The organism is Mycolicibacter minnesotensis (assembly GCF_010731755.1).
In the GTDB taxonomy this organism is placed as follows: Bacteria; Actinomycetota; Actinomycetes; order Mycobacteriales; family Mycobacteriaceae; genus Mycobacterium; species Mycobacterium minnesotense.
In genome coordinates, this window is sequence record NZ_AP022589.1 from 342,854 (window position 1) to 354,322 (window position 11,469).

An 11,469-nucleotide genomic window follows, 5' to 3' on the forward strand; every position below is an offset into this window, starting at 1 on the left:
GTGAGACTACCGGGCTAGCGTTCGGCGAATCCGTCGATCGGGTCCCCGGCGTCTGCCCAGTCGGCAACCACGGTGTCCACCCGGCCCGGGGTGCCGTCGCCCCGGAGCAGTTCCAGCAGGTGCTGGCAGTCCGCGCGCGATCCCTGCGCGACGACGTGCACGCGACCGTCCGGGCGGTTGGCGGCGTATCCCGTCAGGCCGAGTTCCAGTGCCCGCGACCGCGTCCACCACCGAAAACCCACGCCTTGGACCTGGCCGTGCACCCAGGCGTTGAGACGGACGTCAGGAGTGGTCACCGGAATCGATCTCGAAGCGGACCTCGGTGCCGGATTTCAGGGTGCGGCCCACGGTGCAGACCTGGTCGATGGCGCGGCGGAGCACCGTCAGCAGCCTTTGCCGGTCGGCCGCGTCGAGATCCGACAGGTCCAGTTCCAGAACCTCTTCCAACAGCGGGTATCGCTCCTGCTCGCGATCGGCAGGCCCGGACACTCGAATCGTCGCGGCATAGTCGTCGCCGAGGCGGCGGGACAGCGGTGCGTCACTGGACATTCCGCTGCACGCCGCCAATGCGATCTTCAACAGTTCACCCGGGGTGAAGACGCCGTCGACGTCTTCACTGCCGATCAACACCTGCGCGCCCCTCGAACTGTGGCCCGTGTAGCGCCGGGTACCGGTTCGTTCCACCCACAACTCCGTCATAGGGACATCTTGGCAGCCTCAGGCCTGCCAGCGCCCAACGTGTACTCAGCGCGAAATTGCTGCCCGCTTTTCGTCCCTACGACACGCTCGGCGACCGACGCTCGGGCGCGTAGGCTCTGCTGGACATGCAGGTCGCGATTCCGCTGTTTCCCCGGTTCACCGCATTGGACGCGGTCGGGCCGTATGAGGTCCTGCAGCGGATCCCCGATATCGATGTGCTCTTCGTCGGGCACAGTCGCGGTGAAGTTCGCAGCGATAACGGCATGCTCGGCATGATCTGCGACGCAAGCTTCGAGGAACTGCCCAGACCGGATGTCGTCGTTGTCCCCGGAGGTATCGGGACAAGGGTGCTTCTCGACGACGCGACCTTGCTGGATTGGATTAGCACGGCACACCACCACACCCGATTCACGACGTCGGTGTGTACCGGGTCGCTGTTGCTGGCCGCTGCCGGGTTGCTGGACGGGCTGACCGCGACCACTCATTGGGGGGCCGTCGAGCTGCTGGAGCACCTGGGCGCGCGCTATGTCGAAGAGCGCGTCGTCGAGCATCTGCCGCAGCGGATCATCACCTCGGCGGGTGTTTCCAGCGGCATCGATATGGCCCTGCGGCTCGTCGAACTCGTCGCCGGCGCCGAGGCCGCCCAAGCGGTCCAGCTGCAGCTCGAATACGACCCCCAGCCGCCGTTCGACTGCGGGTCGCTGGCCAAGGCCGGCGAGGCAGTTCGGCTACGCACCACGCAGCTGCGGCGCTGAGGCGCCGGCCCGCTGGGGACGGGGGAAGGATCATGTCGACCGTCGTCGTGTTCCACGCTCACCCCGACGACGAGGTGGTGCTGACCGGTGGCACGCTGGCGCGGGCGGCCGCCGAAGGACATCGAGTGGTCGTCGTGGCGGCGACCGACGGGCGCGTCAGCAACGACGACGTTGATCGCCTGACCGAATTGCACTCAAGTGCAGGCATTCTCGGTGTACATCGCGTCGAGTGCCTGGGTTACGCAGACAGTGGATTCGGGCCGGAGTTTCCTGCCGACCCGCCGGGTCGGGTCAGGTTCGCGCGGGCTGACGCCGAGGAGGCGGCGCGGCGACTGGCGCGGATCCTGTGCGAGGAGGACGCGGATCTGCTGCTGGGCTATCAGGCCAACGGCGGCTACGGCCATCGCGATCATGTGCGAGTTCATCAGGTCGGAAAGCGGGCGAGGCAGATCGCGACCACCCCGCGAGTCCTCGAAGCGACCATGCCCCGGGAAATGCTGACCCGGATCGCCCATGTCGCCCATACATTGCGGCTACCGGCCCCCTATGGGCGTGAAGTGGTGCGCACCGCCTACTCACCGGAGGCGAGTATCACGCACCGGATCAACGTGTTTGGGTACGCCCGGCAAAAGCGAGACGCCCTTGCCGCGCACCGATCCCAGATCGGCGCGAGCGCTTCCGTGGAGCGCCTGTTCGGGGCACTCATGCGACTTCCGCCGCAAGTGGCCGGTCTGATGCTGGGCCGGGAATGGTTCGTGGATCCGGCGCTGCCACCGGGCCGGGTTCACCGCGACATCTTCGGTTGACGACCTGATCCGGTCGTCAGTTCAACGTTGGCAATTCGGGCAGTAATACGACGAGCGATTCATGAATTTCGCCCGGCGGATCGGCGTCCCACAACGCCGACACGGCTGGTCTTCGCGGCCATAGGCGTCCAGCGACCGGCTGAAGTAGCCGGACTCACCGTTGACGTTGACGTAGAGCGAGTCGAACGAGGTACCTCCCGCGGCCAGCGCGTCGTTCATCACGTCCGCGGCAGCTCCCAGTAGCGCCCGCAACCGCGGCCGGGACAGTTTGTCGGCCGTGCGCGTGCCCCGAATACCGGCCCGCCACAATGCCTCGTCGGCGTAGATATTGCCGATTCCCGACACCACGGTCTGGTCGAGAAGCTGGCGTTTGATCTCGGAGTGCTTGCGGCGCAGGACCTCGACCACCGATTCGGCGTCGAAGTGCGGGTCCAGCGGATCGCGAGCCAGGTGCGCGACCGGCAGCGGCACCACGGCACCGTCCACCTCGATCAGATCGGTGAGCTGCCACCCGCCGAAGGTCCGCTGGTCGACGAAGCTGACTTTCGTACCGTCATCGAGCAGCGCAGCGATGCGCAGATGCCGGGTGTCGGCGAGCTCCCCCAACAGCATCTGACCACTCATCCCGAGGTGCACCACCAGCGCCTCGTCGGCAGCGGCACCGTGCAGCAACAGCCACAGGTATTTGCCGCGCCGGTCCGTACCTGCGATTGTCGCGCCCAGCAGCCGGCCGGTCAGATCGGCGGGGCCGGCCTCATGCCGGCGAACGGCCCGCAGGTGATGCACACGCACCGCGGTGATCGTGCGACCGACCAGGTGCCTGTCCAGACCGCGCCGAACCACCTCGACCTCGGGAAGTTCAGGCATCGTCAGGCCTGCGGCCCTAGAGCCTCCAGTGCCTGCCAGGCTGCCGCCGCAGCCTTCTGCTCGGCTTCCTTCTTGCTCCGGCCGACGCCGGTGCCATAGGCGGTGTCTGCCACCACGGCCGTGGCGGTGAACTCGCGGTCGTGGTCGGGTCCGGTGGAGCTGACCTGATAAGACGGGACACCCAGGCCGCGAGCGGCGGTCAGCTCCTGCAGGCTTGTCTTCCAGTCCAGGCCCGCGCCGAGGGTCGCCACGGTGTCGAGCAGCGCGCCGAACAGGCGCAGGATGACGTGTCGGGCGGTGTCGATTCCGTGCTGCAGGTAGACCGCTCCAAGCAGCGATTCCATACCGTCGGCCAGGATGCTGGATTTATCGGCACCGCCGGTGTTCTCCTCGCCCCTGCCGAGCAGCAGATGTGCCCCTAGCCCGTGCTCGGTCAGCCCGCGAGCGACATCGGCCAGCGCCGAGGTGTTGACGACACTGGAGCGCAGCTTGGCCAGGTCGCCTTCGGGCCGGTCTGGGTGGCGGTGGAAGAGCTCGTCGGTGATCGTCAGGCCCAGTACGGCGTCGCCGAGGAACTCCAGCCGCTCATTGGTGGGTAGGCCGCCGTGCTCGTAGGCGTAGCTGCGGTGCGTGACGGCCAGCGTGAGCAGCTCATCGGGAAGATCCACGCCCAGCGCATCGAGCAGGGCCTGACGCGGACGGCTCACCGCTCACCGTCGTCGCTGCGCCCGGTCTCCTCCTGGGAGGCGACCATTCCCGCCAACTTGGCCCAGCGCGGGTCGATCTTGTCGTGATGGTGGTCGGGTTCCGCGGTGGCCAGTGCCGCTCCGCAGTCCGGGCAGAGTCCCGGACAGTCGGGTGCGCACAGCGGGGACAACGGCAAAGCCAATCCGACCGCGTCGACGATGACCTGTTCGAGGTCCACGGTGTCGTCGACGACCCGGCCCATGTCGTCTTCGTCGGTGGTGGCGTCGGTGGCGCTGTCGGGGTAGGCGAACAATTCCGTCAGCTCCACCTCGATGTCACCGGTCACCGGTTGCAGGCAGCGGGCGCATTCGCCGTCGGTGAGCGCTGAGACCACGCCGGTGACCAGGACTCCCTCGGACACCGACTCGACCCGCAGGTCCAGCTCCACTGCGGCGTCCACCGGAATAGCAACCAGATCCAGCCCGATGCGGGCGGGGTTGGTGCGCTGTTCGTGGAGCTGCATCAATGACCCGGGCCGCCGTCCGAGCCGGGAGACGTCGACCACGAACGGCGCAGGCGGCTTTCGCCGCGCTGCCTTCATATCTGCGCCGGAGTGCCTTGCCATGCCGCGATTCTACGCAGCGCTTCAGGTGGCGTTCGCCGGTCAGCGAGTTGCGTAGTCGTGAGTGCCCGCGGCGGTGCGCAGTTGGTGACGGCCGCGGTTGATCGAGCGCAGCGTGCCGTTGAGGAAGTCCTCGAACTCGGCCAGCTTGGCATCGACGTAGATGTCGCATTCACCGCGCATCCGGTCGGCCTCGGCGTGCGCCGAGTCGATGAGCCGGGTGGATTCGGCACGTGCGGATGTCACGACCTCGTTCTGCGAGACCAGCCGCTGCTGTTCCTTGATGCCTTCTTGCACGGCCTTTTCGTAGGCCGCGTTACCGTTCTCGACCAACCGGTCGCATTCGGCCTGCGCGCGGCTGGTTGCGGTCTCGAACTCACGTTTGGCGGTGGCGCTCAGCCGAGCTGCTTCCTCTCGGGCTTCGCCGACCATCCGCTCACTGTGTCCGCGCGCTTCGGCGACCATCCGGTCGGCCTGCCCCTTGGCGTCGGCCAGCAGCCGGTCGGCTTCGGCGCGCGCATGGCTGACCAGCGAGTCCGCTTCGGCGGTGGCCGAGCCGACCATGGACTCGGCGTGCTCCTTGGCCTCGTTGAGCACCGAGTCGCGGGCGTCGAGCACGTCCTGGGCGTCGTCCAGCTCTCCGGGGATGGCGTCGCGGATGTCGTCGATCAACTCCAGGACATCGCCGCGGGGCACCACGCAACCTGCCGTCATCGGCACGCCACGGGCCTCTTCGACAATGGATCCCAGCTCGTCAAGGGCTTCGAACACTCGGTACACGGCAGCACCCTCCAGACATCGTTGTTGTTACTAGTGTGCCCTGTGTTACGTGTGTGACTGTGTTAGTCGCCCGGTGTGTCGGATTCTCGTCCAGGTCACCGGTAGCCTGACCGGTTGAAGTCGGCGATCGGCGAAGGGCGGCCATGACACACGGTTCCGCGGGTACTGCGACATCGGGGCAGGTCCAGCCGGGCTACCCGCACCAGGCCGGCAGTCATCAGGCCGGCGACATCGGCCGACTGTTGCTGCGCTGCCCGGACAGTCACGGCATCATCGCCGCGGTCAGTGCATTTCTGGCCGAAGCTGGAGCCAACATCATCTCGCTCGATCAGCATTCGACCGCGCCCGAAGACGGAACCTTCGTGCAGCGCGCGATCTTTCACCTACCTGGGCTACCGGCCGCCCTCGACGGGCTGCAAGAGCAATTCGGCACCACCGTGGCGCAGCGGTTCGCGATGGACTATCGATTCACCGAGGCGGCCAAACCCAAGCGGGTGGCGATCATGGCCTCCAAGACCGACCACTGCCTGCTGGATCTGCTGTGGCGCAACCGCCGCGGCGAGCTGGAGATGAACGTGGTGATGGTGATCTCCAACCATCCGGAACTGGCCGAGCAGGTGCGCCCGTTCGGGGTGCCGTTCTTCCATATTCCCGCAACCCGCGACATCCGCACCGAGGCCGAGCAGCGTCAGCTCCAGTTGCTCTGCGGCAACGTGGATCTGGTGGTGCTGGCCCGCTACATGCAGATCATCACCGGCGATTTCATCGAGTCGGTGGGATGCCCGCTGATCAACATCCATCATTCCTTTCTGCCGGCGTTCATCGGCGCGGCGCCGTATCAGCGGGCGCGGGAGCGCGGCGTGAAATTGATCGGCGCCACCGCGCACTACGTCACCGACGTGCTCGACGAGGGGCCGATCATCGAACAGGACGTGGTACGGGTGGACCACACCCACACCGTCACCGATCTGGTGCGCTTAGGTGCCGACGTCGAGCGGGCAGTGCTGTCGCGGGCGGTGCAATGGCATTGCCAGGACCGGGTACTGCGGGTGGGCAACGAAACCGTGGTGCTCTAAGCCGCTCGCCCGGTTGACAGCTGTCACGTACGGTGTTGCGCATGCACATGGAGGAACTGTTTCCCGTCGTGCCGACGACCACCGTCGAGGCTCTGGAGATCTTCGACTCCGCAGACCCGGTGGATCCGGAGTTCATGTTCGGCACCTGGCACGGCGCCGAGCTGCCCACCGGTCATCTACTGGACGGCCTGCTGGCCGCCACCGGTTGGTGGGGCAAGCAGTTCGTGAATGCTGAGACCGTGCATCCTCTGCTGTTCCCCACCCGCGACGGATCCGCACTGTGGGCGTTCAATCCGGTGCTGGCCTTCAGCATCCTCGGACCCGCGACCAAGCTTCCAGCCCTGAAGAGGCGCTCGTTTCTCGGACAGCTCAACACCCTGCAACCACTGCTGCGGACCCGCTCGCCTCGGGCTCGGCTGCGCACCACCCGCTACCGCGGAGTCGACAGCGCCACCATGGTCTACGACCAGGCGCCGGTCAACGACGTCTTCCGTCGACTCTCCGATGACGCGGTGATCGGCGCGATGGACCTGCGGGGTTCGGCCTGGCCGTACTTCTTTGTGCTGTACCGCGACGAATCGCTGAAACTGATTTAACCGCAGGCGATTTCGCCGGACTCGTGCCACGCATTGCGCTCCGCGGCGAACGCGGCCGTTTGTTGCCGACGGAATCCGGCGATGCTCTCGGCGTTGCCGTCCAACAACTGGTGGTAGGCCGGCAGCGAGAACACACCGTCGGTTATCTTCACCCGGCCACGCCCGGCCGCCATGTCGGCACGCAGCTCTAGGAGCTCGTCGGCGTGCACCGGATAGAAGCTTATGCGGTCGAAGTAGCGCAGCAGCCACGGAGTTTCAAGATCGAATAGGCCTGTGGTGGCGTGCCGGTGGTTCCACACCTGGGTGGTGCGCCCGACGAACTGGTAGCCGCCGGGTCCCTCGATACCGTAGATGCATAGGTAGGCGCCGCCGATCCCGACGGCGTTCTCCGGGGTCCAGGTGCGGGCGGGGTTGTATTTGGTGGTCACCAGCCGGTGTCTGGGATCCAGCGGGGTTGCCACCGGTGCGCCGAGGTAGATATCACCTAGGCCGAGCACCAGGTACTGCGCGTCGAACACGATGTCGTGCACCCGCGCAATGTCGTCGAGTCCGTTGATGCGCCGGATGAATTCGATGTTCGACGGGCACCACGGCGCATCGGGTCGCACGCCGTACATGTAGCGGCGAATGGCCTCGTGTGTCGCGGGGTCGTCCCAGCTCAGCGGCAGGTGCACCGAGCGGCTCGGCACCACCAGTTCATCGCAGGGCGGCAGCGCGTCGTCGATGGCGGCGACCTCGTCGATCACCTCGGCACACGAGGACTGGTCGGGGTCGAATTGGATCTGTAGTGATCGCACACCGGGAGTCAGTTCGGCCAGCCCGGGCAGCCCGCGTTCACGGAGTTGGTCGTAGAGCACCTGTACCCGCGCCCGTAGCGCCAAATCCAGTGTCATCGGCCCGTATTCGAGGAGAACTCCGCAGTCACCGGCGCGCCGAAGGGTAACGGCCGTCCCGTCGCGGCCGGTGTAGCGCTGCAGCACTCCGCCGTCGCCGTCGCCGGAGCGGGAGATCACGACGGGCAGTGCCGCGCGCCGTTGCACACTCAGCGCTGCCGTCGATGGGGCATAGTCGGCACGGATCGGCACCAGCCGCACAGTGTCGCCGGGTGTGAGCTGGCCCAGTTTCCATCGGTCGCCACGTACCACTGTCACCGGGCAGACGAACCCGCCCAGACTGGGCCCGTCGGGACCGAGCAGGATCGGAGTGTCACCGGTGAAGTCCAGCGCACCGATGCTGTACGCGGTGTCGTGAATGTTGGACGGGTGCAGGCCGGCGTCGCCGCCGTCGGGACGGGCCCATCGTGGCTTCGGTCCGACGAGCCGCACACCGGTGCGGTCGGAGTTGAAGTGCACGGTGTAGTCGGTGGTGGTCAGGGTAGTCATGTCGGCGCGGGTCATGAACTCCGGCACGGCGTGCGGCCCTTCGGTCACCGCGAGCTCCCAGCGCCGCCCGATGCTTGGCTGAATCTGGCCGGGGGCGCGCGTGAGCTTCGGTGGGGCACCACCTCGGCCGACGGCGCTGAGTCGATCCGATTCGCGCAGCGCCCGGCCGTGGTGGCCACCGAACATGCCCTGGGTGAATGTTGCCGCGCTGCCGAGGAATTCCGGCGCGGCGATGCCACCCTCGACCAGCACGTAGCAGCGCATTCCGGGCCCGGGAATCACCCCGATCTCGAGCAGTCCACCGGCGGAAATCTGCACCGACTGCCATTGCGAAACAGGAGCACCGTCCAGACTGACCGGCACCGCGGCACCGGTGACGCAGACCCAGGCCGGGCTCGAAAAGCGCAGGGCAGGTCCGGCTTTGGTGCACTCTAAACCGGCCGCACCCTCGGGATTTCCCAGTACCTGGTTGCCGACCCGAAACGACAGGTCATCCATCGGCCCGGACGGCGGCACCCCGACATGCCAGTAGCCGACCCGCCCGGGCCAGTCCTGCACCGTGGTGAACAAGCCCGGGGAGACCACCTCGATGCCAATCATGTTCGGGTGATCACCATCCGCACCGGCGTCGGTTCAAAGCCGTTGCACGGGTTGTTGACCTGCGGGCAGTTCGACACCAGGACCAGTGTGTCGGTCTCCGCGCGCAGGGTCAGACTCTTGCCCGGCGCTGAGAGGCCGTCAACGATGCCCAGCGTGCCGTCGGCTTCAACGGGGACGTTCATGAACCAGTTGATGTTGGAGACGATGTCGCGTTTGCCCAGACCCCACCGGGCTCCCTCGGCGAGGAAGTTCTCCACGCACGCGTGCTGGTGGGCCGTGTGGTGCCCGTAGCGCAGGGTGTTGGATTCCTGCGAGCACGCTCCGGCGATGGTGTCGTGGTTGCCGACATCATCGGCGACCACGGTCATCAGGGCAGTGCCGTCGGCGCTGCGCAGCACCGATTCGGTGCTCAAGAAGATGTTGCGCGCTGCGGCGACGGTGGCCTGGGCACTGTAGCGGCGGGAGTGGTCGGCGGCGTCGTAGAGCAGGCAGTCCACAGCCTGGTTCCCGTGCAGATCGATGATCTGCAGCAGGTCGCCGGCGCGCAACACTGCCGACCAGGGCGCCCGGGCCGCCACCACCTCGTCAGAGATGAGCTGCGATTGGTTCGTCATGAGTGTTTCCCCGATCCGGCGGCCCAGGCCGACTCCGTGTTCTGCACCGCGCGTAGGTATTCCGGGTCCCAGTTGGCCCGGTCGGCCAACTGCTCGCTGGCCTGCCAACCGAGCACGTGCAACTCGGTGGACGGCGGGTCGGGATCCAGCGGATGCGCGGCATTGGCGACCACCAGCACCACCGGAAGGTGGATCAGCAGGTCGACCGCGGCGCCGGGCCCCGCAGACCCGGTGAATTCCAATGAGCCGCTGACGGGGTCAACGCGTACTCCGCGGAACAGTGAAACCGACGGCGCCACGTCTCGAATTCCCATACCGTGTTTGATCGCGCCCAGCAGTAGCAATTGGCGGCCGGTGGCGTCCGGGCCGCAGAGCATGTCGTGGCGCCCCGAGGAGTCGGCGACAACAGTCGCCAGCACCCGCCCCTGATCGGACAACAGCGGAGTTCCAACGCCGAGATAGGCCTGCCACGGCACCTTCATGGTGTCGGCGACGTTGAGCCGCTCCCAAGGCGCCTCGGCGCGGTACAGCAGCAGATTCGCGCACGCGCCGCCCTCGGTGTCGATTAGCCGGATCCGGCTGCCGCGGGCCAGCACCGTGGTGGCGTAACCGTTCGCCGGGATCGACTCGGCCCAGATCATCGTCGCCGGGTCGACGCAGTCCGGGGCAGCCGGTATGCGCATCGACGCATGCTGCGCCTGAGCGCGGGCATGCTGGCGTGCGCCATCGGTGGAATCGGTGCGTGCGTTGTCCATGACCAGGAAGCTAGCACATTTTCTATCAACCGATAGTTTTTAGCGCTCCAGGCCGCGCAGCGTGATAAGCAGTAGGGCGTGCAGACCGATCGACGAGGGCGTCCCCGGCTGGTGGCTTCCAGCAGGCCGGGCAGCAGCGCGCGCGATGAGATCCTCGATGCCGCGGCGGAGTTGTTCACCACCGTCGGCTTCGCCGCAACTTCGACTCGACGCATCGCCGAGAGTGTCGGGATTCGGCAGGCATCGCTGTATCACCACTTCGCCTCCAAGGACGACATCCTCGACGCCCTGCTGGCCGACACCGTGGATACCTCCGTGCAGCTGGCCGCCGAGCTGCTGGCCGAGGGTGGGCCGAGTGCGCCTCGGTTGCACACGCTCGTCGTCGCCGATACCGCGCAATTGTGCGGCGGTGCCTGGAATCTGGGCACCCTGTATCTGCTTCCGGAACTCCGCCTCGAGCGCTTCGCCGCCTTCCGCCGGCGCCGCGGCGAGTTACGCAGCCACTATCAAGACCTCTCACGTGCGGTGATCGCCGACCACAACGGCGTCGCCGACGCCGACGATCTGCCATTCCGGTTGGTGGAGGCGGTGATCAACCGCCGCTCCGACGACGGCGCCTGCCCGCCGGACTATCCGTGGACCATTGCCGAAGCGGCACTGCGCATCCTTGGCTACGCGGGCGACTTTGCCCGGATGCGCACGCTGACCACCGAGCGTTTGGCTCCACGGCCGGACCAGGGAGCAGGCGACTCAGCGCTCGGCGAGCTTTGCCGCCAACCGGCGGTTCACCGGCGCGGGCAATAGGTCGGCAACATCCCCGCCCATCGACGCCACTTCTTTTGCCAACGACGACGACACGAACGAATACCGCGGCGCGGTTGCCACGAAAAACGTGTCGACGCCGGCGATGTGCTTGTTCATCTGGGCCATCTGCAGCTCGTACTCGAAGTCGGTGCCGGTACGCAAGCCCTTGACGATCGCGGTCAGCCCCCGCTCGCGGACGAAGTCGACCACCAGCCCCTGACCCGACTCCGCGCGCACGTTGGGCAGATGCGCGGTGGCTTCGGCGATCATCTCGAGCCGCTCATCGAGGGTGAACATGCCCTTCTTGGCGGGATTGACCAGCACGGCGGCCACCACTTCGTCGAACTGGGCGGCCGCACGCTCCAGGATGTCGACGTGTCCCAACGTCACCGGGTCGAACGAACCGGGGCATACCGCACCACTCAT

General features: G+C 66.8%; 15 protein-coding genes. 5 read left to right on the forward strand and 10 right to left on the reverse strand.

Annotated elements, in window-relative coordinates; genetic code table 11:
- Nucleotides 1–14 precede the first annotated feature (14 nt).
- Together G6N09_RS01735 and G6N09_RS01740 are read right to left on the reverse strand one after the other, a co-directional pair.
- Complete coding sequence (locus G6N09_RS01735) at nt 15–296, reverse strand: acylphosphatase (protein ID WP_083024183.1); 282 nt, start codon at nt 294–296, stop codon at nt 15–17.
- Nucleotides 283–699, reverse strand: coding sequence for an OsmC family protein (locus G6N09_RS01740; RefSeq protein WP_083024185.1), 417 nt, complete (start codon nt 697–699; stop codon nt 283–285). Before G6N09_RS01740 ends, G6N09_RS01735 begins: the two co-directional genes overlap by 14 nt.
- Before the next feature lie 125 nt (nt 700–824).
- Between G6N09_RS01740 and G6N09_RS01745 the strand changes: the two genes are divergently transcribed.
- Together G6N09_RS01745 and G6N09_RS01750 are read left to right on the forward strand one after the other, a co-directional pair.
- Nucleotides 825–1,454 carry a DJ-1/PfpI family protein gene (locus tag G6N09_RS01745; protein ID WP_083024187.1) on the forward strand — a complete coding sequence of 210 codons (630 nt, stop codon included), beginning with the start codon at nt 825–827 and terminating at the stop codon, nt 1,452–1,454.
- 32 nt (nt 1,455–1,486) lie between these two features.
- On the forward strand, nt 1,487–2,260 hold the full coding sequence (locus G6N09_RS01750; protein ID WP_083024189.1) for a PIG-L deacetylase family protein: 774 nt from the start codon (nt 1,487–1,489) through the stop codon (nt 2,258–2,260).
- A gap of 21 nt (nt 2,261–2,281) precedes the next feature.
- Here G6N09_RS01750 and mutM read toward each other — a convergent pair whose 3' ends face one another.
- The 4 genes from mutM to sepIVA are packed head-to-tail and all read right to left on the reverse strand — an operon-like array spanning nt 2,282 to nt 5,216.
- On the reverse strand, nt 2,282–3,127 hold the full coding sequence (gene mutM / locus G6N09_RS01755; RefSeq protein WP_083024192.1) for a bifunctional DNA-formamidopyrimidine glycosylase/DNA-(apurinic or apyrimidinic site) lyase: 846 nt from the start codon (nt 3,125–3,127) through the stop codon (nt 2,282–2,284).
- A 2-nt stretch (nt 3,128–3,129) separates the two neighbouring features.
- Nucleotides 3,130–3,834, reverse strand: coding sequence for a ribonuclease III (gene rnc, locus G6N09_RS01760; RefSeq protein ID WP_083024194.1), 705 nt, complete (start codon nt 3,832–3,834; stop codon nt 3,130–3,132).
- Entirely contained in the window at nt 3,831–4,439 is a 609-nt protein-coding gene (locus tag G6N09_RS01765; protein ID WP_083024196.1) for a YceD family protein, read from the reverse strand. Before G6N09_RS01765 ends, rnc begins: the two co-directional genes overlap by 4 nt.
- 39 nt (nt 4,440–4,478) lie before the next feature.
- Entirely contained in the window at nt 4,479–5,216 is a 738-nt protein-coding gene (gene sepIVA / locus G6N09_RS01770; RefSeq protein WP_083024198.1) for a cell division protein SepIVA, read from the reverse strand.
- A 143-nt stretch (nt 5,217–5,359) separates the two neighbouring features.
- Here sepIVA and purU point away from each other — a divergent pair, with 143 nt between their 5' ends.
- Entirely contained in the window at nt 5,360–6,292 is a 933-nt protein-coding gene (purU, locus tag G6N09_RS01775; RefSeq protein WP_234806951.1) for a formyltetrahydrofolate deformylase, read from the forward strand.
- Between the two features lie 41 nt (nt 6,293–6,333).
- Nucleotides 6,334–6,888: a DUF4334 domain-containing protein gene (locus G6N09_RS01780; RefSeq protein WP_083024201.1), complete on the forward strand. Its 555-nt coding sequence runs from the start codon at nt 6,334–6,336 to the stop codon at nt 6,886–6,888.
- Here the strand turns inward: G6N09_RS01780 and G6N09_RS01785 are convergent.
- The 3 genes from G6N09_RS01785 to G6N09_RS01795 are packed head-to-tail and all read right to left on the reverse strand — an operon-like array spanning nt 6,885 to nt 10,239.
- Complete coding sequence (locus G6N09_RS01785; RefSeq protein WP_083024204.1) at nt 6,885–8,870, reverse strand: 5-oxoprolinase/urea amidolyase family protein; 1,986 nt, start codon at nt 8,868–8,870, stop codon at nt 6,885–6,887. The two genes, G6N09_RS01780 and G6N09_RS01785, sit on opposite strands and share 4 nt — an antisense overlap.
- On the reverse strand, nt 8,867–9,484 hold the full coding sequence (locus tag G6N09_RS01790) for an urea amidolyase associated protein UAAP2 (protein ID WP_083024205.1): 618 nt from the start codon (nt 9,482–9,484) through the stop codon (nt 8,867–8,869). The genes G6N09_RS01785 and G6N09_RS01790 overlap by 4 nt, the downstream gene beginning before the upstream one ends.
- Entirely contained in the window at nt 9,481–10,239 is a 759-nt protein-coding gene (locus tag G6N09_RS01795) for a DUF1989 domain-containing protein (protein ID WP_083024208.1), read from the reverse strand. The genes G6N09_RS01790 and G6N09_RS01795 overlap by 4 nt, the downstream gene beginning before the upstream one ends.
- A 78-nt stretch (nt 10,240–10,317) precedes the next feature.
- On the opposite strand from G6N09_RS01795, the gene G6N09_RS01800 reads away from it, so the two are divergent.
- Nucleotides 10,318–11,043: a TetR/AcrR family transcriptional regulator gene (locus G6N09_RS01800; RefSeq protein WP_083024210.1), complete on the forward strand. Its 726-nt coding sequence runs from the start codon at nt 10,318–10,320 to the stop codon at nt 11,041–11,043.
- On the opposite strand, the gene coaD is transcribed toward G6N09_RS01800, so the two are convergent.
- On the reverse strand, nt 10,990–11,469 hold the full coding sequence (coaD, locus tag G6N09_RS01805) for a pantetheine-phosphate adenylyltransferase (protein WP_083024212.1): 480 nt from the start codon (nt 11,467–11,469) through the stop codon (nt 10,990–10,992). The two genes, G6N09_RS01800 and coaD, sit on opposite strands and share 54 nt — an antisense overlap.